18 protein-coding genes are annotated in these 23,347 nt (G+C 31.9%); 13 read left to right on the forward strand and 5 right to left on the reverse strand.

Features of this window, described 5'->3' with window-relative positions; genetic code table 11:
• Window positions 1-18 precede the first annotated feature (18 nt).
• Window positions 19-975, reverse strand: coding sequence for a helix-turn-helix domain-containing protein (locus IEW94_RS05810; protein ID WP_188650888.1), 957 nt, complete (start codon window positions 973-975; stop codon window positions 19-21).
• A gap of 194 nt (window positions 976-1,169) precedes the next feature.
• Window positions 1,170-1,541: a DUF7793 family protein gene (locus IEW94_RS05815; RefSeq protein WP_188650890.1), complete on the reverse strand. Its 372-nt coding sequence runs from the start codon at window positions 1,539-1,541 to the stop codon at window positions 1,170-1,172.
• Between the two features lie 242 nt (window positions 1,542-1,783).
• Between IEW94_RS05815 and IEW94_RS05820 the strand changes: the two genes are divergently transcribed.
• The 13 genes from IEW94_RS05820 (at window position 1,784) to IEW94_RS05880 (ending at window position 21,953) form a co-directional block, all read left to right on the forward strand.
• Window positions 1,784-4,210: a bifunctional aminotransferase class I/II-fold pyridoxal phosphate-dependent enzyme/GNAT family N-acetyltransferase gene (locus IEW94_RS05820; RefSeq protein ID WP_188650892.1), complete on the forward strand. Its 2,427-nt coding sequence runs from the start codon at window positions 1,784-1,786 to the stop codon at window positions 4,208-4,210.
• 87 nt (window positions 4,211-4,297) lie between these two features.
• A complete protein-coding gene (locus IEW94_RS05825) occupies window positions 4,298-5,152 on the forward strand; it encodes an RteC domain-containing protein (RefSeq protein WP_188650894.1) in 855 nt (284 codons plus the stop codon).
• 302 nt (window positions 5,153-5,454) lie between these two features.
• Window positions 5,455-5,733 (forward strand): helix-turn-helix domain-containing protein, encoded by a 279-nt coding sequence (locus IEW94_RS05830; protein WP_188650895.1) that lies wholly within the window; start codon window positions 5,455-5,457, stop codon window positions 5,731-5,733.
• A 1-nt stretch (window position 5,734) separates the two neighbouring features.
• Window positions 5,735-6,427 carry a hypothetical protein gene (locus IEW94_RS05835; RefSeq protein WP_229669467.1) on the forward strand — a complete coding sequence of 231 codons (693 nt, stop codon included), beginning with the start codon at window positions 5,735-5,737 and terminating at the stop codon, window positions 6,425-6,427.
• Entirely contained in the window at window positions 6,424-7,086 is a 663-nt protein-coding gene (locus IEW94_RS05840) for an ATPase (protein WP_188650900.1), read from the forward strand. Before IEW94_RS05835 ends, IEW94_RS05840 begins: the two co-directional genes overlap by 4 nt.
• A 20-nt stretch (window positions 7,087-7,106) precedes the next feature.
• The gene (locus IEW94_RS05845; RefSeq protein ID WP_188650902.1) at window positions 7,107-7,397 is read left to right on the forward strand and encodes a hypothetical protein; all 291 of its coding nucleotides are present in this window, start codon (window positions 7,107-7,109) and stop codon (window positions 7,395-7,397) included.
• A gap of 340 nt (window positions 7,398-7,737) precedes the next feature.
• The gene (locus tag IEW94_RS05850; RefSeq protein ID WP_188650904.1) at window positions 7,738-9,819 is read left to right on the forward strand and encodes an ATP-dependent nuclease; all 2,082 of its coding nucleotides are present in this window, start codon (window positions 7,738-7,740) and stop codon (window positions 9,817-9,819) included.
• Window positions 9,807-11,711, forward strand: coding sequence for a UvrD-helicase domain-containing protein (locus tag IEW94_RS05855; protein ID WP_229669468.1), 1,905 nt, complete (start codon window positions 9,807-9,809; stop codon window positions 11,709-11,711). The genes IEW94_RS05850 and IEW94_RS05855 overlap by 13 nt, the downstream gene beginning before the upstream one ends.
• Before the next feature lie 12 nt (window positions 11,712-11,723).
• A complete protein-coding gene (locus tag IEW94_RS05860; protein ID WP_188650905.1) occupies window positions 11,724-13,043 on the forward strand; it encodes a hypothetical protein in 1,320 nt (439 codons plus the stop codon).
• Window positions 13,016-13,696, forward strand: a complete 681-nt coding sequence (locus IEW94_RS05865; RefSeq protein ID WP_188650907.1) for a condensin complex protein MksE — start codon at window positions 13,016-13,018, stop codon at window positions 13,694-13,696. Before IEW94_RS05860 ends, IEW94_RS05865 begins: the two co-directional genes overlap by 28 nt.
• A complete protein-coding gene (locus tag IEW94_RS05870; protein WP_188650909.1) occupies window positions 13,686-16,982 on the forward strand; it encodes a hypothetical protein in 3,297 nt (1,098 codons plus the stop codon). Before IEW94_RS05865 ends, IEW94_RS05870 begins: the two co-directional genes overlap by 11 nt.
• The gene (locus IEW94_RS05875) at window positions 16,975-17,922 is read left to right on the forward strand and encodes a hypothetical protein (protein ID WP_188650911.1); all 948 of its coding nucleotides are present in this window, start codon (window positions 16,975-16,977) and stop codon (window positions 17,920-17,922) included. Before IEW94_RS05870 ends, IEW94_RS05875 begins: the two co-directional genes overlap by 8 nt.
• Window positions 17,919-21,953 (forward strand): hypothetical protein, encoded by a 4,035-nt coding sequence (locus IEW94_RS05880; protein WP_188650913.1) that lies wholly within the window; start codon window positions 17,919-17,921, stop codon window positions 21,951-21,953. The genes IEW94_RS05875 and IEW94_RS05880 overlap by 4 nt, the downstream gene beginning before the upstream one ends.
• A 208-nt stretch (window positions 21,954-22,161) precedes the next feature.
• On the opposite strand, the gene IEW94_RS05885 is transcribed toward IEW94_RS05880, so the two are convergent.
• The 3 genes from IEW94_RS05885 to IEW94_RS05895 form a co-directional block, all read right to left on the reverse strand.
• Window positions 22,162-22,755, reverse strand: a complete 594-nt coding sequence (locus tag IEW94_RS05885) for an N-acetylmuramoyl-L-alanine amidase family protein (protein ID WP_188650915.1) — start codon at window positions 22,753-22,755, stop codon at window positions 22,162-22,164.
• A 118-nt stretch (window positions 22,756-22,873) separates the two neighbouring features.
• Complete coding sequence (locus IEW94_RS17015; protein ID WP_373286591.1) at window positions 22,874-23,023, reverse strand: integrase core domain-containing protein; 150 nt, start codon at window positions 23,021-23,023, stop codon at window positions 22,874-22,876.
• A complete protein-coding gene (locus IEW94_RS05895; protein WP_229669469.1) occupies window positions 23,001-23,276 on the reverse strand; it encodes a transposase in 276 nt (91 codons plus the stop codon). The genes IEW94_RS17015 and IEW94_RS05895 overlap by 23 nt, the downstream gene beginning before the upstream one ends.
• Between the last annotated feature and the right edge of the window lie 71 nt (window positions 23,277-23,347).

The raw sequence follows: 23,347 nt of genomic DNA on the forward strand, positions 1-23,347 counted from the left end.
ATAATAGGCTTTAAATTTTTATGATTTTTCTTTTGTAGATCTTAGCTCCTTAGGTCTGTATCCATATCTGTTTTTGAACTCCCTGGAGAAATGGGTAGCACTCTTAAAACCTACCATTTTGGCAATCTCCTTAAAGGATTTGTCAGAATGATCAACAATAACATGAGCTTTTCTAAGACGTTCCTCCTTTAAAAACTTAAAAACAGTCATGCCATAAAGTTCTTTAAATCCTTTTTTAAGCTTAAATTCGTTGGTTCCGAAGGTAAGTGCCATATCTTTTAAAGAAGGCAATTCTTCTTCTAAATGGCTCTTGATGTATTCTCCGGCCGTTCTGATATGTTCAATATCCGAAAGTTGTAAAAAGGACTTATTGCTTTTTGGGGTTTTTGAGAATAATAATTGACTTTGCACTCTTCTTTGCACTTCACCTTCAATAACCTTTCTTGTTTGCACCATATCAAAGGTCGTGACAATGGTTTTTCCCCGTAATGGAGTATCGTATGTAAAATGGATAACCCGACAAAAAGCAGGGAGCAGCAAATCTTGATGTGTTATAAAAGATAATTGTAAGGATTGTTCATGCACAGACAAACCCGTAATTTCCTTTTGTAAAGCCTCCCACTGGAGTTGCGACTCGTTTGAGAGTAGATTCACAAACGGTTTGCCCAATAGATTATCATCCTCAAATCCTAAATAACGTTTACTGTTCTCGTTTATTTCTTCAATATGGAATGTTTCATCCAGTATAAAGAGTATTTGAATGGAGAAGGCATAGGAGTCATGGAAATTCACATAGCCTTGGTGTAAAAAGGAATCCTTTATTTCTTCTGTGGTCATATTGACCAATGCCGTAAGGGCTTCAAGATCATCTTTTTTTTCAGTACGCTCAATGCGTGTAGAAAAATTACCTTTGGATAGTTCCAGCAGTTGCTGGTTTATTTTTTTAAGTCGGGTTTTGTTTTCTGGATTATGCATAAACCATATTAGTATTTAAAGTAAACGATATGAGAGGGGCCTTAAAGTAAAACTCTTGTAAAAATATTTTATCTATAGGGAGAGAGTTAGATGCACAAATTTTTAAACAGTGTGAATTTTGAAGGAGACATAAAAATATAAAAAATATATTAATCTATTGAATATAGTTTTAGTTTGATTATAGGATTTTGGAACTAAGAAGCAAATTCAGAGAGGTATCTTAAGGCTTCTGTATCTTGATCGAAAATTTTAGTAGGAATGGGAGGTGTATTTCCTTTTACATAAATTTCTGAGAATACGCTGGACAAGGGCGTATCAGAAATCAAGGCCACAGCTTTTATGAATACCGAACCTTCTGTCGCAAAATACCTTCGGGCATTCATATCAATATTTTTAACACCCCTAATATCACATAACACAGGATATGCTTTCCCCTTTTGTAAGTTTAACCGATCGGATACAATTTGCATCGCTGCTGGCAAATTGATTTCCACATTCTCTTTATAAATAAAAAAGAGAATGCCTCTTTTTATCCAAAAGGAAGCAAAATCATTTTCAAAATTCATGTAACTGGCACTCTTTATTAAGCGTTCAAATTAATATTTATTTTTTAAAAAGTACTCTTGTAGCCCAATAAGTAAACTGTAAAAATATTCTGTAAAGGATTATTTTTGGTCTGTAAAGGATTTTCTTCAATGTAAGATATCATCAAACCCTTTAAAACCATGGATTTTATTTAGTTTAAAATGTTGTTTAATAGTTAACTCTATTACCAAGTATCCGTTTAATTCATAAAATCTCTATTAAAATGGCAAAAATCAAGCGTAATAATTTTCTCGACACCGTGGATGAAGTGTTCACCGATGCAACGAAACAAGGAGTACTACATCTGTATGCAGATGGAGACGTATTTACAGGCAGAAAAATAAGTATAAAAGAAAAACTTTTGTTTCATTTTGGAACTACGGGTTATTTAGGGCTGGAACAAGATGAAAGGCTAAAAAAAGCTGCTGCTGAGGCCATTTTCCGATATGGTACGCAATTCCCGTTATCCAAGACCTATATATCTCATCACTTGTACCGTAGTTTGGAAGATAAGGTTACCCAAATGTATGGACATCCCATTATTATAACAAAAAATAGTAGTCTTGGACATATCGGAGTCATACCCAGTGCTGTATCCGACCGCGATGCCATTGTTTTGGATCATCAAGTACATTGGAGTGTACAAAGTGCGGCAAAGACCTTAAAGACCCGTAGTGTCCCCATTGAAATGATACGTCATAACAATTTGGAGATGTTGGAGGACAAGATCAAAAAGCTGTCTACCAAGCACAAAAGGATATGGTATATGGCGGATGGACTATATTCCATGTATGGAGATGAAGCTCCCGTTCTGGAATTAATGGCACTTAGTAACAAATACCCACAATTGCACTTTTATTTTGATGATGTGCATGGGATGAGCTGGACGGGAAAAAACGGAACTGGATTTGTTATGAGCAAGCTCCATGAATTACCGGAGCATATACTATTGTTCGGTACACTGAGTAAAACCTTTGGAGCCAGTGGCTCGGTATTGGTGTGTTCCAATAAGAAAATGTACAGCAAGATAAAGACCTTTGGTGGCCCCCTCACCTTTTCGGCCCAGTTAGAACCAGCTTCTGTAGCAGCTGCAATAGCTTCGGCAGACATCCATCTTTCAGAGGAAATCTATACCCTTCAAGATGAACTACGGGAACGTATCAATCTTTTTAATTCGTTGTTGGAAACAACACAACTTCCCTTGATTGATAAAAACAATTCCCCTGTTTTTTATATCGGTACAGGGATGCCTATTACCGGTTATAATTTAGTCAACAGATTGATGAAGGAAGGCTTTTTTGTCAACTTGGGGATATTTCCAGCAGTTCCTGTAAAAAACACAGGTATACGGATTACCATTTCAAGACATAACCAACCCGAAGAGATAAAAGCGTTGGTGCAAGCCATGGAATACCATTATCCCAAAGCCCTGGAGGATACATATACTTCCCATGATACAATATGTAGAGTCTTTAATTTGCCAGTAAAGGAGTTGGGTACTTCTTTAGAAAACCAGGCTCATGGTCTAAAGATCCAATTTGAGAAAAGCATTATGAAGATTGATAGGAATGAATGGAATACCCTTTTTGGAGATCGAGGTGTATTTGATTGGGATGGTCTTAGGTTTCTTGAAAAAACATTTTCTAAAAACGAAAAAGCTGAGGAAAATTGGAACTTTTATTATTTTATCATAAAGGATCAAATGGATCGCCCCATACTGGCCACTTTTTTCACCTATGCTCTTTGGAAGGAGGATATGTTAGCTCCAAGGTCGGTCTCTGAGAAAATTGAAACTATACGATTAAAAGATCCATATCACATGACTTCTTATATGCTCAGTATGGGTTCTTTATTCTCTGAAGGTGAACATCTCTACCTTGATAAATCCCATCCCTTGTGGCATCATGGCATGCACCAGCTTTTAGATGAATTAGAAAAACTGGAAGGTCAGTTGAATCCGTCTATGGTCATTTTTAGAGACTTCGAAAAGGAAGAAGTTCTAAATGAATTTTTCCATAACCACGGTTTTTTTAAGGTTTCCATGCCTGAATCCTGTACCATTAACAATCTGGACTGGAAAAATACCGATGGCTACCTGAATACCTTGTCACCTAAATCAAGAAGGCACTTCAAGAAGGATATAGCGCCTTTTGAAGATCATTTTACGATTAATATCTTGGACAAGATTACTTATGAACAGATCGATATGTTTTATGCCCTTTTTGAACAGGTTAGAAAGAACAACCTAGGACTTAACACCTTTGGTTTCCCTAAAAAATTGTTGCAACATATGTCCGATGATCATTCATGGGAATTTATAGTCTTAAACCTAAATGGAGTCCATACCATGGATAAAAAGGCTATCCCTGTAGGTGTTATGTTCTGTTATAAAAACAAGGGAAACACGTATGTTCCGGCATTTGTAGGGATGGATTATAAATATGCCCATAAACACCAAGTGTATAGGCAGCTACTTTATCAAACCGTGAAAAGAGCCGGTGAAACCGGACTTCAAACTATTGATTTTGGGATGACAGCTGGCTTTGAAAAGAAAAAGATTGGAGCCACTGTTACAGAAAAAATGGCCTATATCCAGACCAAGGATAACTTTTCGTTAGAGCTCATGGAAATGATGGACAATACTAAATAATTTTTATGATGAACATCTTTAAAATTAATTTTAAATTCTAAACGCTTACTACACCTATTCTCTCAGGGCAATTAAAAACTCAACCGAATGGATAGAAAATACAAACATGTAATTGATAGGTTTAGTGAAAAATTGAAGGAAATAAAATCAAGTAAAAGAATATCCCTAAAAAGAACCAATGAGGGGATTCATTTATGTAATAATGCCTTATACCTTCTTAAAAACATTGTTGAAGAAAACGGATTTGAAGATGTAAAAGCTGAAATTCATTTTTTTAAAAAGATTAAATCAGAGCCTCTTAGTTTTCTGGTATATTTCAGCGAGGTGCGCTCCTGTGAACTGTTGATGCCCAAAATAGGGCACAATAATCAATTATCTTTTCTTAAAAAGAAGATACGACGAATCAATAAATTCTTTAACCGGAATTGGGATTTCGTCCATTATATGGAACAAGAACTGACCTATCTGGATAACCAGTATTTTACACGGGAAAATCAGGTCTTTCCCCTTTATGCACTTCCCGAAGCTTCGTACCTGGATCCCAAATTTTTTACCTCTAAAGATATGCTTTGGGCACGGATAAAAGGTATGAACCATTTTATAGCCTATATAAAAAACCTGATTAAGGAAATTGAATTGCAAAACAAGGACAACAATTCACAATACCAATTTACAAAACCCCTTCAATGGACTTCCTCAAAAGCTGCTTTAACAGAGTTGATTTACGCACTATATGTAGCACGGGTGATCAATAATGGTAAAGAGGACATCAAAGCCATTGCTTCCAACTTTGAGGTGCTTTTTGGAATCCAACTGGACAATATCTATAAAACGTATTTCGAAATCAAAACCAGAAAAGGTTGCAGAGCACGGTTTCTGGAAGAGTTGATTGAGCGATTTAATGAGAAGATGGAAAAGGATGATGCGTTTTTAAATGACTAGCGCATAGGTGTATAATAAAAGCATTCGTAATTACGAATAGATTACGTATTGATATTTTCATGTCGCTTTCCATAAAGTTTAAGTCTAATTGTTAAGTCTCCAAGGGCGTCAATAGCTCAAATCATATTAAATACCAATAAAGTTTAAAATGTTAAAATTGATTCGTAATTACGAACGCCTTACGAATAATTCCCACCAAAACCCATCAAATTTGTCAAACGAAAGTCAAATCAACGCAAGGCTGTCGGATTATAAAAAAATGTAACGATAACCGATGGTCTTGTTTTTAAAAACGTTTACAAATGTCAGCTACAATTATTACAATGGAAGACCTTCAGGAGTTTAAAGTGGAACTGCTCGATGGCATCAAGGAACTACTCAACAACCAATCCAGTCATACTTCCAAAAGATGGCTAAAGTCACCCGAAGTCAGGGAACTTTTGGATATTTCCCCAGGGACGCTCCAAAACCTTCGAATCAATGGCACTTTGCCCTATACCAAAGTGGGCGGTGTACTCTATTACGACTATGAAGAAATTATGGGCGTGATGGAAAAGAACAGGATCCATAACAGATTTTAGTTTGGTCTTGGAACAGGTCAATTACATTAAGCATTTAAACGCCGTGTTCCTGCAATTCTCAAAGGACGGTCGCCTAAACCCCACACACATCAGTCTGTATGTGGCATTGTTCCAGTTGTGGAACAATTATCATTTTCCCATGGACTTCTATATCAACCGGGAAGAAGCCATGCTGTTTTCCAAGATTGGTTCAAAAACGACCTATCATCGCTGTATCAAAGAACTGCACCATTGGAAATATCTGTTATATGAGCCATCACATAATCCCTTTAAGGGAAGCCGAATCAAGATGTTCAATTTTGGGACAAGTGATGGACAAGCTCTGTACCCAAGTCGTAACAATATCGGGACAAGCAATGGACAAGCACTGGTATCTATAAACAAACCTATACAAACAGTAAGAAACAATATAAACGATATTAAACTTGACCAGCCAAAAAATGAAAATGAGGTCATTGATTTTTTTGAAAAAGAACATTGGCCGGAATTGGAAGCCAAAAAATTTTACAACCATTACCAAGGGATCGGTTGGAAAGTAGGTGGCAAAACAAAAATTGTCGATTGGCAAGCTACAGCCAGAAACTGGATATTAAAAGCAGACGAACTCAAAGAAGAAAAAACAATGGTCACGGTTAGCCAAAATACGGACAACCTTAAGATAAGCTCCAACAAAAATTATAATGAACCCTTATGAATCCTCACAAACCACATATCATCGTTGAGGGCAGTGTTCAATATTCATTGGGAGAGTTGAAGAATAATCAAATACTATATGATTTTGATAAAATGTTGATATACTTGAATGCCAAAGGAAAATTGTTGTTTGGAAAGAAATTTAAAATTTTTGAAGAAGACCGAGAGATTTTGTTTAAACTCTGCAATTATTATATAAAGGATGATGTGAATTGCAAAAAATTGGGCATAGACATCCACAAAGGTATATTGCTTTCTGGTCCCGTTGGATGCGGTAAGACCAGTTTGATGAAATTGTTACGCCATGTTGTACCACACCACAAACCCTATGAGGTCATCCCCTCACGGAATATTGCATTTGCCTTTAACAACATTGGTTATAAGATCATTGAAGATTATGGCGATAAAAAATACTATTGTTTTGATGATTTGGGCATAGAACCTACCGGAAGGCATTTTGGAAAGGATTGCAACGTCTTGGGCGAAATCTTGCTTTCACGTTATGATCTGTTTTTAAGCCACAACATTAAGACCCACGCCACGACTAACCTCAATGCCCAAGAACTGGGGGAACGTTATGGCAATCGGGTACGTTCAAGGATGCGGGAGTTGTTTAACTTAATTGCTTTTGATAAGAGAAGTAAGGATAAGAGGAAGTGAATATGGACTCAAACGGTTTATTGAACATTTACGAACAATATTATCGGGCAAATTTAAGATACGGCTTTTATTTGAGAGAAAACACATGGCGCTCCATTGGCCAGGTGCTATTTATCGTTGGCGTTCAAGAAGGCGAAAAATTGAAGGGGAATCCACCATATTTTAACAACCCAAATGTGTATATAAAATTATACTATGCTAATTCAATCCAGGAAATTGACGCTGTTACAAAATCCAGGGTAATCAGAATTGAAGATGGGGGAAGCTATCGTTATCAACCAGTTGATACAAATTTATCGATTTTGTTCTAGACCAAGGATGTTAACTGATTTTAGGCTAAAATAACCAACCAAAAATCATTTCCAAGGTATTTTCAAAGGCATTAAAAGCCTACATTTACTTTCATTAAAATGAATCACAGAGTACGTAATACCCTAATTAAATTTAATTCATGAAAAATAGGCTGAATTTCCACCTACAAAAGATAGAAAATATTTCTTAATGATTTTTTGGTAATCTGTAGGAAATCATAAGAAATTAAAAAGACATTTTCTTATATTTATAGACATTTACGCTTAAAATATTAATGTTTAAAAAGCTAATGGATAATCATTGGCTTTTTTTTGTTTAAGGTTATTAAAAAATTTATTTATGAAAATAAAAAAAATAAAAATTGAAAACTACAGGCTTTTAAAACAGTTTTCAATTGATTTAGAAGAAATAATGTCTTTAGTAATTGGAAAAAACAATACTGGAAAGACTTCACTATTAACAGTAATAAACAGTTTTTTAAATGGTTCCGATAAAAGTAGGTTTTCATTTGATGATTTCAATATCGATTTTAAAAATGATTTAAGAGCTTTAATTGAAGGTGAATTACCTCAAGAAGAAGATTATAAGTCTGTTGGTATAAAACTCAAGCTTTTTATAGAATATAATGAAGCCGATAATTTAGCTAATATTAGTAGAGTTATGATGGATTTAGACCCTAAAAACAGGTTTATAGTTCTTGGTTTTGAATATTGTATGACTTATGAGTCATTAGTGAAAATTAAGCAAAAGTATGCAGAATTTCAAGCTAACGAGGCTACAAAACTTGCTGGTGATGAAAATTATAGAAAGAGAGATATATTTTATTTTTTGAAGGTATATCAAGGACAATTCTTTAAATCTAGTCGAAAATCTATAGAATACAATAGAATTGATGAAATTGAAAATGAAGATAAATTCATTGATTTAGATGAAGAGAAAATATCTACTAAAGATATTATAAGCTTTAAATTTATTAGTGCTAAAAGAAGTGTTACAAATAAGGAGAATGATAAAACACTATCAGGTCAAACATCAGAAATTTATAATGAAACAGAGAAAACAGATGAGCAGAATGAAAAGATTGAGCAATTTAAAGAAGAACTAATATCAACGGATTATGCTCTATCAGAAATTTATGAAACTCTATTTGAAGATGTTGTTGAAAAAGTTCGATTATTTGGAGGTATAAAAAGTAATGATTCTACGATTAAAATAGAATCTTCTTTACAGCATAGAGAGTTATTGTCAGGTAATACAACAGTTATGTATAAACATAATGACACATCTCTACCAGAATATAATAATGGCTTAGGATATATGAATTTGATTAGTATGATATTTCAGATTGAAATATTAATACAAGAATTTAAAAAAAAGAAAGATGAAAAGCCTGCTGATATAAACTTGTTATTTATTGAGGAACCTGAAGCACATACCCATCCTCAAATGCAGTATGTTTTTATTAAAAATATTAAGTCTTTACTTGACCAAGGAATAGTTCGAGAAGATGGTGATAATAGAAAACTGCAAACAGTGATAACAACTCATTCCTCACACATAGTTTCTGAAAGCAATTTTGATGATGTAAAGTATCTTAAAAAAGAAGATGAAAATAATGTAATTGCCAAAAACCTTGTTGACCTTAAAAAGCAATATGAAACTGATTTAACCCAGTATCAATTTTTAAAACAGTACTTAACTATAAGTAGGGCTGAAATATTCTTTGCTGACAAAGCTATTTTAATTGAAGGCGATACAGAAAGAATTTTGATTCCAACATTATTGAAAAAAATAGATAAAGTTGAGGAAAGGAGATATGCCGCAATGGAAGAAAAAGACACTAAACTCCCCCTGTCTTCTCAGAATATATCTATAATTGAGGTTGGAGCGTATTCGCAGATTTTTGAAAAATTCATTGAGTTTATAGGAATAAAATCTTTAATAATAACCGATTTGGATTCAGTAGGAGATGATACCAAAAAGTGCCGAGTTGCAGAAGGCACTAGCTATTCTAATGACGCACTAAAGTTATTTTTTAATAACGCTACTCTAAATCAATTGAAAGCATTTACAATTGATGATAAGAAGATTAAAAAAAATGGAGAAGTATGGGAAGTTGAAGTAAATGGAAACCTTTGCGTTGTTTATCAAACAATGGAAAATACTGTTAATGCTAGAAGTTTTGAAGATGCATTTATACAAATCAATAGAGAATTCATTAATGGAAGAAAAGAAGATTTTAGAGGATTGAAGAATAGAGAGTTTTTCGATGTTGCAACAAATGATTCTTATAAATTAGCAGAAGAATGTATTAGAAAAAAAACACATTTTGCATTGGATATTTTATATCATACAAACGAAGATTTCACTAATTGGGAAATTCCCCAATACATTAAAGAAGGATTATTATGGCTGAAGTAGTGGAAGGAAATATAGTAGAGTTAGATGAATTTCAACAAATAATGAACCATATTAGAAATGGTAATAATTTCTTATTAAGTGGTGGAGCTGGTAGTGGAAAAACATATACTCTAGTTCAAGTTATTAAAAAATGTATTGAAGATTTTCCTACTTCAAAAGTTGCTTGTATGACATATACCAATGCAGCTGTTAAAGAAATTGAAGAAAGAGTAAATCATAAAAATTTAAATGTTTCTACAATTCACGACTTCTTATGGGATAATATAAAGCATTTTCAAAAAGAACTAAAACAAAGTCTTATTGTTTTGGCAAATGATGATTTAATTACCAAAATTAATATTTCAAGTGTTAACCCGGTTCCAATCGATTTTTTTGATGATTTAGAAAAAGGAATTCAATATAAAGAGTATTTACGTTTACAAGAGGGGATAATATCTCACGATGAATTATTGATATTGGCTAACCACTTATTTCAGATATATCCCAAGTTAAATGATATACTTAAAGATAGGTTTAAATTCATTTTCGTAGATGAATATCAAGATACTAATAAATTGGTAATTGAGATTTTTTTAGAACATTTTAAACTAAGTAATAAGAAAAATATTATTGGTTTTTTTGGAGATGCAATGCAATGTATTTATGATAATACTATTGGAAATTTAGATGCATATAGAGGCAAAGAAGATGATAAAGTTCGAGAAGTTAAAAAACAACAAAATAGACGAAACCCAAAATTAGTTATCGATTTAGCTAATAGGCTAAGAACAGATGGTTTGATACAAACTGAATCAAAAGATTTAAATGCTCCAAATATGGATGAAGTAGGAAACTTAAGATTAGGGGAAATTAAATTTTTATATTCTAATGATAATGATATAGAAAAAGTAAAAACTCATCTTGAGTGGGATTTTGGAGATTCAAAAAATACAAAAGAACTTAATTTAACACATAACCTAATTGCAGATAAAGCAGGTATTAGAAACTTGATGAATATCTATGACAATGACGGTATTCTTAATTATAAAAATAGGATTAGAAAGCATATAAAAGACAATCAGATTGTAGAAGATTTTTCTAATATGACTTTTGGGCAAGTTGTAGATTTTTTTGACACGGTAAATCCTACTCCAAGGATGCAAGAATTTATTGATGATAATCCAGAAATGTATGAAGAAGCTAGAAATCAGAATTGGGATATCTTTTCAAAGATTTACGTAGATAAGGACCAATTACTTGATGATAAAAAACAAAGCGAAGATGATGAAAATAAAAAAGGTTCGAAAAGAGATGCTCTAATTAGACATTTATTTAAGATAGAGAATAATATCTTTCTGTATTCTAGCAAAAGATATAATGAATTTTTAAGAGCAACAGATTATAGATTTAGCATACGAAAAATAGAAGACAAAAAAGTTTTAAAGACAAACATTGAATCATTGATTAATGTTGGAGAAAAAACTATTGAAGAGGTTATTAATGAAGCAAGTGAAAATGGTGTTTGTTTAATTGATGATAAATTAGAGAGATTTATAACCGATAAAGAATATCTGTTTAATAGAGTTAAGAGTGTAAAATATAAAGAGTTTCAAAAATTATTTTTTTACTTAGAAGGTTTTACACCTTTTTCAACTCAACTTAAAACTAAAGGAGCTGAATTTGATAATGTACTAGTTATTCTTGATAATGGAGGATGGAGAAGTTATAATTTTCAAAATCTGTTTTTAGGTACTGGAACAGCATCAGTTTTAGAGAGAACACAGAAACTATTCTATGTTTGCTGTACAAGGTCTAAAGAAAAGTTAGCCATATATTTTAATTCACCAAATGAAGCTGTATTAGCAAAAGCGATTGATTGGTTTGGAGTTGAAAATGTTATTGATTTAAATTAATTAAAAGAGATTGTGGATAGTTTTAACCTCTACAGAGAAGCAAAAGAGCAGTATGAAAAATTAATACCAGAGAAAAACGATGGATTAATTCTTCTGTCTCTGTATGCAAAATATAAGGATAAAGATTTTACAGAAGAGAATATAATATCAACTATTTCTAAGGTCTTCAAAGATCAGGGCAATGAAAGCTCAAGGACAGAATACAATAGAAATAATACAATAATTCTAAGGCTTCAAGAGTCTTTCTTATGGAGAAACGCCTCTAAGAAAACCTATCAATTCAAAAAATACGGATTGGAACTTTGCCAGAATATCGAGAAACGATTAATCGAAAAGTACAATCCAGCGAAAATTAAACGGTTCTTTGCCGAATTACACAAAAGTCTCACTGAAAACATTGAGAAAAACAGAGACTTCAATGAATGGATTGAAGACCATTTTGAGATTAGGCTCCCCGAACTTACTTCCCAAATAGAAATATTAGACCAGCAGGTTAACGAATCCGTAAAGGATTTTAAAACAGGAATAAATTCTGAAGACCAAGGTATACTCGATGTCCTTAAAGGTATTGAGATACGTCTAGAAGTAATTAAGGAACAAGCGTCTGAACTTAGAAATGCATTTCAGATTTCCTATGACATTGATGACCTTTTGATTGGCATTCTCGAAGAGAACAAAGGACAAAATAATATCTCAAATATTCATAGGGTTCAAAATTTTCACGATAATTCTAGAAGCCAATTAGAACAGGTAAGTAAAAGAATCGAAAAAATAAAGCCAAGAATTAGAGAGTTCATTTATGATTTTAACAAAAAGAACTTTGATAGAAAAACGAATAATTTCATTGATTATCTCTTAAAAAAGTCAGTAGTTGTTAGGGAAGGAAGTTTAAAAAGAATTCAACTTCCAGATAACCTTTCAGGATTAACCATAAAGTCAGCAACTCACAGCCTTAAATTCAATGTTATACCAATTAGGGAAATAAGTACCAAACTACCTATTGAAGTTACGGAGAGGAAGGTTGATCCTGTCAAAAGAAAAGAACTTCTTGATAAGACCCTCAAATGGAAAAGAGACAAAGAAAGAATATGGTACTGGACCAATTTAGCATTTGAAGAATTAGAAGCACAAGGTTATCTTGACTTTACACCTTTTTTCTTTAAAGTTCTTGAAGAAGACCAACTCACAATCGCTGTTAAAACAGCTCACAATATAATAAGAAAGAATCCTACATATAGGAATAGATTCAATGTAGCTATCAAAAAAGAACCAGTATACGACACCACAAAAAAAGGAATATCCTTATGGCAGATGACAATACAGAAAAAATAGAAACATATAATTTTTTAAACAACAAGAAGGCAAAAAGCATTTTCGCAAAACTTGATTACACACTTAGAAATGGCACTCATATTCAAAGGGAATATCCTTTGAATGTTAACCTATATCGATTTCTGAACGAGTCAGAAAACTATGAATCACTTAAAAATTATTATAAAGATTTTTTCAATTTAAATCTCACAAAAGAAGGAACTGACTTTAATAATTACTACTATTTAAACTTCAATGAAGATGGCAAAGGCAATGTGCCCTCTGACAATCGGGATTACTTAAAAAGCGAATATATTATAATAGGAATGCTGTTCTTAAAAATGTATAAGCTAGACGGAAACATCGAGCTGGATAGCGTATCTAAATTCACTACCCTACTATATGAGGAATATGAAGAACAAAAAAATGCATTAAGGAAACTTATAAACGACAATTCTTCAGATAAGAGCACAGATTTGAGTGACCAAAGATTTGAAACAGTCTTAACCAAGTCATTTGAAAAATTTGGGGATTTGGGCTGGTTAAAATGGGAAAGAGAAGATGAGAAGGACAAATTTAAGATAATGCCATCCTTTGAGCGTTTGCGTATCAACTATCAACCCCAAATTGAAACTATTGACGATTTAATAATGGAAGTAAAAGATGCAGAATAATTACCCTCGTATATATAGCCTGTCCACAATAGGTATAAAGCAACATTTTAATGCCGATTATCTTTTCCATCCGTATAGAACAGACTTTAGTGGTGAGAGTGGTAGCGGAAAGAGTATGATAGCGGATATGATTCAACTAGTTCTTGTGGGTTCAAGTGAATTTAAATCTGCAACTGAAGGTAATAAGCAAAGAGACGTCAAAGGGATGCTAATTACCAAAAAAGGCCATTCCTCGTCTAGAGGTTATATTTTTCTGAATATTGAAGTGAGCCAAAAAAAATATTTTGTCATTGGGGTTTATATTGAGGGCACAAGTAATGCGGCAGAAATGTTCATTATTCAAAACGGGTACGATTGGGATAATCTGACTACTTTAAATAAGCCTGTTTTCAATAAAGATTTGTTAATAGATAATAAGATTGATACACTTAAAAATCTTTGTGAACGAATTGAATTTGCTATGATGAAATCTTTCAGAAGAAAGAACTACCATCAAATTCTATATGATAATGCAATTCTATCTTTAGATTTAACTAAAGAAGAAACGCTTAAAACTTACGCAAATATCCTTAGGTCTTTTTCAAGAGGGAAAGGTTTTAAGACTGAATCTGAAGATTTAAAAAAGTTCCTTTTTGGCGATGATGAAAAAAATGCTATAATAGAAAAGTATAATGAAGAAGTCGAAAATATAAGTAATGACTTCCACGAGCACAAAAGGTATTCTCAAGAAATTGAACTTATAAATGACAAGCAAGTTTTACTGAAAACCGTGCTGGAAAAACAAAAGAACTACAAAACCATCTATACGGAATATTTAATAAAAAAATTCAGTTACTGGAATACTTTCAAGAAGAAAACAATTACCGAAAAGCTCAAAATAGATGAGGAATTAAATTTTAAAAAGAACGAACTAAATTTCGTAGAAAATGAACTTTTGAAATTAAAAATAGAGGACCTCAAAGAGCTATTGGATACTAAAAAGAAAGTTGACGAATTAATTAAAAGGGACAATTCCAAAAGTGACATTGAAACCAAGTTTCTAAATATTGGCAATACTAAACTGCAAATTGAAGTTGCAGAAAAATGGCTTACATCCCACGATAATAATACTAAAAGAGTAAACAAATGGTTTGCTTCTCAACAGCTAGATAATAATAATAAAACTGCATTAAAAGAATTCTCAAAATACCTTTCTACTAATAATATTCTAGATGCATTTAAAGCATCCAATTGGCTAACGGATTACAAAAAAGAAAATAAGGAATATCCCAAAAAGATTAAAGAATTAGAAAAAGATATAGCAGAGCTTGAATCATTGTCAAGGTTTTCAGACCTAAACAACACTGAATCTTTGGTTAACTGGGCTTTAGATAATTTAGAGTTTCCACTATCGCATTTGCTTGAAAGTGTTTTAATCTACTTTCAAAAATATGGCAAGGTCAAACCTTCTGACGAAAATTCCAAGAGGTACGTTCCATTTCCAGAGAAGCTTTTTCACAATATAGATTCAAATATCAAGGATAAAAGTGAACACGGATTTTGGCTTAACCTTGATGGTGTCTATGAGTTTATAACACATTCAGAACATCGTGCTCTAAATGTTCAAGACCCAAATGATATTATAAAATCTTTATCTAAGCTAAAGGAAGGTGTTGAAGAAAAATTGTCTAAACTTATCACGAAAAAGCAAAATATAGAGCACCTTAAAAATACGCTGTTCGAATACAGTAGTCTTGAAAAGCACATTGAACTTTTTAAAAGAAAGGACGAGCTACTTAGTTTCAAAATTGACGAAAGCTTGGAAGGTCTTACTGAAGATTCTTTTAAACTTCATATGCTGGCACATAATAACAAGACTAAAATTCTCGAACAATACAATTCTTTACAAAAGGAATATGAAGAATTAACAAGCAGAAAGAACCTGCTAGAAAATTACCAAAAAAGAATTAAAAAACTAGAGACCAACCTTTTCGAAGATGATATCACTATTGATGCCCAACTAATAGAAGAAAGAATTGCATCAGAAGGAAAATGTTTGGCAGAGAAAGAAGAAAACCTAAAAGAAAAAGAATTCGATGAAAAGTCATTTTTTGATAAACAAACCAAAGATATCATTAATCAACCGAAATTATCCGACTTAAAATATCAACTTTTAAGTACTATTAAAGACTTAGATATAGAAATTGAGCAGAAGGAAAAGCAACTCAAACTAGCACAAGATCAAATAACAGAAACTAGGCAAATAAATGAACAGCTTTTTAAATCTAAAATTAAGTTTAATGAAAATATTGAAGAAACAGCAGATCCTGAAAATGGCGGAAACAATTCTTTTCAAGCTAAAGCAAGTAAAACACAACTCGCATATATTGAATATTTAAAGATAATAACCAAAGACCTTCCATATGATGAAACAGCTTCAATAGGACAATTGGCTAATTATCTCTTACCAACTGTATTTCCTTCTACCAAAGTAGATGAAGATTTGATTGAAAACGATATTGTTGATAGGTTAAGCAAATTGACTCAGGATATTCAGGAAATAGGTTCTAGAAAAGTAGAAATATTGGGAAGCATATTTAATGATGTCTATAAAGTTTATACAGGGTACCTTACTAAGATTAATGAAATTGACAACTATCTCAAAAAAGGAAACAGAGGTATAACAGGTGGGAACAAAGCATCATTAACTTCCAAAAATTCAATCCACTACCCAGAGAATTGGCTTACCACCTTTAGAAAACAGCTACATAATCAACTCAACTATACAGGTTTGTTTAGTGAACTACGAGAAGAAATTGATATTAATGAGATGATGATTAAAGCATTTCAAAAACTTGGTGGTAGTACTAAAGTTGAACCTGAAGATTTAATGAACCCAAAATCTTATTTTGATTTGGTATTTGAGTTAAAACTCGAAAACGAAGAGGTCAATTCTGGTAGCAATGGCCAAACCTATGCGGCTAATGCTTTATTGTGCTTGGCTAGGCTATCACTAATAGAAGAAAGGGATAAAGAAGGATTAAAAATCATGCCAATAGACGAAGCAGAAGGTTTGGGAAGCAATTATGATATGCTGCACGAACTAGCAAAAAAAGAAAAATACCAAATTATAACGATGGCAATTGAGACCGCAGGCGAAATAACGGAAAACGGTCAATACATTTACATTATGAATGAAAACAACTTGGCCAATGTTGATAGCTTTGTACCACCTCTGGGAATATTCTCTGAACAGGTAACCGAAGATATTGACCAATACATACAATCTCTATCAGATAATGAATAAGAATATTACTTGGAAAGAATTAAAAGCACTAGACGATATCTATCGATTAAAAAAAACTAGAGCCAATATTCAGGAGCATCCTTACATAAAATATCTTATTTATGATTTTGGCATTCTTGACTTAAAACCAGATAATGTAAAAATTATAATAACTACTGATAAGTATGAAAAGTTTTATGAAGATAATTTTAAAGTTCCATATAACGAAGCTAAAGCATTTCTTATTGAAAATGGAATAAAGCCAACTGCAAAAAAGAGTTTCACTCTTGAAGATGTTACAACATTAATGCTAATTTGTGAAAACAAAGATGAAATAATAAACAACCCAACTAACATCGAAGATTTTTCAAATGAGTTTTTTGATATATCCAAATATTTAAAAGAGAAGAAAAGTGTTAGAGAGGCAGTATTCAACATTTTAGGAATTGATCAATTCCCATTAGATAAAAAGGAAAATCATTGGAGGTTAGTTGTTGATAACAAAAATCCAAAAGCAATTGTACTGTGTGAAAACAAATCATTTTTAAAGCAACCTTGGATTGCAAGAAATACAGAAGTTAAAATGTGGTATGTTGGAGGAAATAATATAAAGATATTAGACGATATTGATGAAGTTGAACTATCTAAGCCAATTTATTACTCATGCGATTGGGATTTAGCTGGTTTACAAATTTATTCTAGAATAAAAGTGAAGTTGAAAGATAGAAATAGTGACATTTTACTTCTTTACCCAAACACAACCCATAAAAGAATTAGTACTTATATAAACTATCATAGTAGTCATTGGGACTTAACAAAAACATTATCTGGTTTAAGACTAGAATTTTTTTCTAAAAAAGAGCTATTACTTATAAAGGACTTAATTCAAAATGAAGAATGGATTGAAGAAGAATCAACAGATTTGGCATTAATGATTCACAATAGTTTAACAGAAATATGAACGGAAATACAAAGAAAGAAATAGATGAGATTCAGAACATAATTAAACCATTTGAAACGGAATTCTTTTATCCTAAGGATGAAAAAGCATTAGAAGCTGATTTAAATTGGAATGCATCAATATTTCTTGCAAAACTTTTAATAAAAGCAAAACAATCTGAATCAGATTGGTCAAAAAAGAAATTAAAATTTTTTGTAACAGATTATAATTCAAAAAATAATACTTCGATAGATGTAAATACTTTACTTAATAAATATTGGATTCGTGAGATTTTAGATTTAATACATATACCAAAAGCAGTAAGAGATGTTCTCTATGATTTTGGGAAAATGCAAAATCATCAACTAGAACTGAATTTTGTTCGGACAATTTATGAATCTTATCCAGATCAAAAAATTGATAAGGAAGAATACAATCTGTTCTTAAAAAAATATAAAAGCAAAAATAAACTCACTTTAGATGAAACTTGGATAAAATCAACTTGGATAGAAACAAAGAAAGAAAATGAGTTAAATATTAAGAATATATATTATTATTTCACTCTACTTGACAATTGGGAAGATTTCAGATTTTTATACATCTTAAAAGAAGAAAAAGCAAAAAATGATCCTAGAGGTTTAGCCATATCAAAAAAAGAGTTTAATGATATACATACTGCTCATAAATCATATTTTTTCAAATCCCCTACATTAAATGAATTAAAAGAACAAGAAATTGTCTATGAAAAAGGAGACCAATATTATATAAATTTTTATAATAGCAAAGTTTCCTATTGGAGCAGTTTAGGGGATAAAATAAGTGGATTTGTTTGGGAAGAATTAATCCCGGACAAAACAATTTATAATGACAAGAGTAGAATCAAATTATTTTTATCAAAAGTTCTTTATTGGGAACATCATTGGCCTAATTTCTACAACAACATTTCAAAACAATCGGAAGAACGTTTTGTGAAAGCTGCGTTCGAGTTAGTTCTTGAAGAAAAAGATATAGTTGGTGTAAAAGATGAGTTTTTTAAATGCTATCTAGATGAAAATCTCAATCATAATCTTGCTTTTAAATCTGGCAAAATACCAATAGAAGATAACCTCGAATCTAATGAGGATTATTATGAATTTTATGAAGATTTACATTTTCTTTCAGATAAACACCAAGGGAACTTGTTTTATGTTCAAGAAACTCGAAATCAGCTTGCATTTTTAATTAAAATGATTGTTTGTTGTGATACAGCTTTTTCAGATGTTGAAACTGACGGTGCTATTAAAAAACAACATTATCCTTTAATAAAAAGTCTTCTAGAAAATGGATTGGAAAGACCTTATTTGTTATGGGAAACGAGTCATTTTATAATTCAAAACAAACCAACAATAATACCTTATCTTCTTGAGAAACCAAAGTTTGCTTCATTAGCTTTCAGGTTAATAAATGCAATAAAAATTGAAAGCTCGATAATTCAGGTAAACAATGATATAAAAATTAAACTTTACGAGAGTAGTATAAAACTAAGTCTAAATTCTTTGCTTTATACACCAGATTATTCAAATGAAAATATTGGAGTCTTTGTTTTTCAATTGTTTAAAGAAATAAATAGAGATAAATATAAATCTTTATCCAACGTTAGAACTAAAGAAGAAGAATATAAAATACGGCAAAATAAAAGGGAGAAAGAAAACTTACTGCTTGAATTGATAGAGGATTATCCAGCTTATGGTTATTATGTGAATACAGTTGAAAAGGAACTCTTATTTCCTAAAATAATCACCTCACTTATAACTCTATTTGAACAACACGAAGAAAAAATTAAATATTTGAATGGCACCATTCAGTTTCCGATTATAATACTAGATGGATTAAGTTGGCTTTCAAAATGTATTAATTACAGTAAATATGAAAAGCAATTTAGTGATATTAAAGAACTTAAAGAACTAATATCTAGCGTGTTTAAGGACATTTACCTAGAAAAAATAGAACAGAAGTCAGGTGCCAAAAAAGATATCCAATCCAATGAGCTTATAGATAGTCTGCCAAGTTGGAGCGAAAGAAATGAAAGGGTAAACCAAGTTGACTGGGTTTATCTGATGGTAATTATGTACGATACAAATACCTTAAAGCATTTTTTATCTCCTAGATTTTCTTTAAAAAAAGCTGATCATGAATATGATGAAGAAAATAGATTTAATGCAAAAAAAATACGGACACACCTATTTGTTTTATTAATTACTCTACAAAAAATAACTTTAAATAGATCAGATTTCTTTAATGTTTATGATAGAATTAGACCTGTAAAGGCTCAATTAGAAGAACAAATAGTATTAATTTTAAAAGACTATGCTATTGCAGGAAAATCTTCAAAAATAGATATTTTAAGTTCCTCATTCGAACGCCAATTCTCTGGAATAACAGAAGAAGAACTACTCCCACAAATAGCCCAGGCTATTAATTGGTTTGAAGAGAAAATTAAAGTTATTGATGTTTTAATAAATACAAGTGATTTATTACGTTTATTAATAATTCTTGATTGGATTACCTCAGAAGGGATAAAAAAACAAATACTTGAAAAGGTAAAAGATTCTCAAGTATTAGAGTATTTGCAAACTCAAAATTGGCTTCCGGAGATTGAATTGACATTAACAAAACTTTCCCATTATAAAGAGCTAGTTGAGCAAACGGAAACAGCACTGAGTTTTTGGGAAAAGTTTAATCCACCTCGTGAAAATGTAAAATTCGAGCAAGCCTCTTTTATCGTAAAATTAGTATTGGCATATAACGATAAGGATATAAAACAAATAAACAGCTTGAAAGTACCCGAGCAACACAACTATCATATCAGCGGTATTAAACCTTTTAATTACAAACAGTTTTTCATTGGCTTAATACATTTCGAAAGTAACCCTGAGTCAGCATATAAAATATTCGATACCCTTTATATACAATTTCCTGAGCATTCCTCTATTTGTATCAATCGTTTTGCATCAAAGATTAATTGGGCTACCAAAACGAATGATACCTCTATGAAAAACAGATTATTCAATGAAGCATTACAAGAATGGTTGGACGTAGAAAAGTTACTTCCTGAAAGTTCAATGGAATCTATAATGGACAAAGTTTGGGTTAATAAACTTTCTATCTATTATCATCTGAAAGATTTTGAAGAATTTGAGAGATTATATGTTACACTGCCAACCCCTTATCAAATGATTGGTGATATTATTTCTCTTAAAATAGAAATACTTCTACTTCAGGGGAAACAACATGACGCTATACAACAATTACATCAAGCAATAGAATATCATCAATTGTTAGATGGCAGTAATCCCGATTTTATAACTAAGTTAAAAACAAAGGTTGATGACAAAAGTGATATTAAGCTACTTAAAGCAAACTATCTTGACATATTTTCCAAAAAACCTAAAACCTTAATTCAAATATTTCCTGAAAAATTAAATGGAGAATTGGAAATTGGTAGATTCATCACTAAAGAATTTGCAATAGCAACAAATAAGTTGTTAGATAAAATAATGTCTATTGATAAAATTGAAGATGAGGATAAGTATAATGACTTAATTCAGGTAGCTTTAGAATCGAGATTTAGTGTTTTTGAATGGACTATTAAAGATCAATCACGAGGAGGGCACTCACAGAGCGGTAAAGGGTTGGGAGAAAGAGATATTCTAATTCAAGATTATAATAACGAAACGATATCTATATGCGAAGCTTTTATATACAGGGATTTACCAAGAACTGAAGCCCATATAAATAAGCTATTTAATTATACACCTAGTAAAAATCATTTATTAGTCTTAATATATGAGTTAACCCCTTACAATAAATTTGAAGATAAATGGCGGAAGTATTTTATCCAAACACTATCTAAATTAAAATATTCTAAAGGATTTGAAATAGATGTTTCTAAAAGTCAAGACTTAACAGAAGAGTTTGACTATAAAGAATCCGCAATTAAAATAGGAATAACAAAACACGGAAAGAGTGCTAATATTTATCATATTATGGTTAACCTAAAATATAAAGTTTAAGAGATGTTTAAAGAAAAAAATATTATGTAGAAGTTTGGCTTGCTGATATGAAAAGAACAAATACAATATTGGGGGAAATTCCACTTAGTTAAATTTATCAATAATTTGGATATACGTTTAAATTGATAGCTCTACTTAATTCGACCTAGCCATGCTAAAATAATATCCACTATGTTTTTCACAATCTCAACAAAAAACGCATTCATAGTTATAGATTTAAATGATTAATAATTCCCATTAAAACAGCCAACGCCATTGCTCTTATATTTTGGGGCTTTAAAAAATAATCCGCTTCATCGGTGTTCGTAACAAAACCCATTTCAATAAGTAATGAAGTACTAAATATGTTGTTTTCACGCAGTACCTGAAAATTCGCAAATTGAACATCTCGTTTTTTAAAGCCTAATTTCAAAGTGCTTTCTTCCAAAATGCACAATCCCATTGCAATAGATTCTTTTAAGTTTTTTTTATGAGTATTGGTATTATGCACATAAACATCTATTCCTTTTGAAGAAGTTCTAGAGGCATTACAATGTAATGATACAAATATGTCTGCATTTAGGCTATTGGACAAAAGTCCTCTATCTGATAATGAAATCAAAGTGTCCTTATATCTGGTTAAAAAAATATCAAATTCATTATTTAAGAGAATTTTATTCAGTCTTAAAATTTCTTTGGCAATACATAACACTACATCTTTTTCTTGAATATCATTTACACCAATTGCACCAGTATCATTTCCACCATGCCCAGCATCTACGACAATCACTTTTTGCTGACCAAAAACTATAATTCCCCCCATTGTTAGGACAATAAATCTTTAAAAATAAGTTTAATGATGATGTTGAAAGAGGGGGGTCTGGGGGGAGACTCATAACCTGCCCGATTTGTTGAAAACCCTTTTTGCCTCTTTGGTACCATCATGCCACTTGTTTCTTGCTCTGTTGATAAATTGTTAATGGGGTTTCTTCCCCTAGGCTTTGATGCCTGCGCTCATTGTTGTAATACCTAAAATATTCCTCCAGCCCACGGTAGCACTGCAGACCGTCATCGGCCGGGAACAGGTACACGTGCTCGTACTTTACGTCGCGCCAGAGGCGCTCGATAAAGACGTTCCTCCATCTCCTCGGACTCCGTTTTGGGATCCTTGACCTTATTGTCAAAAACGCCTTCACCGTTCTTTAAAAACTGGGCTTTCCATGTCGTTATCTGTGCCGGGTGGATATCATACTTCCTGCCCAGCTCTTGGATGGTAAAACGTTCCGATAGCGCCTCCAGCACCACCTTGAACTTGAATTTAGATGTGTGTTTCCTGCGTGTCATAATACAGTAAATTTAAGATAAAAATTAAACTTAACTTACTGTCCTATTCTCGGGGGGAATTATAAACAAAG

The organism is Yeosuana aromativorans (assembly GCF_014646655.1).
GTDB classification, from domain to species: Bacteria; Bacteroidota; Bacteroidia; order Flavobacteriales; family Flavobacteriaceae; genus Yeosuana; species Yeosuana aromativorans.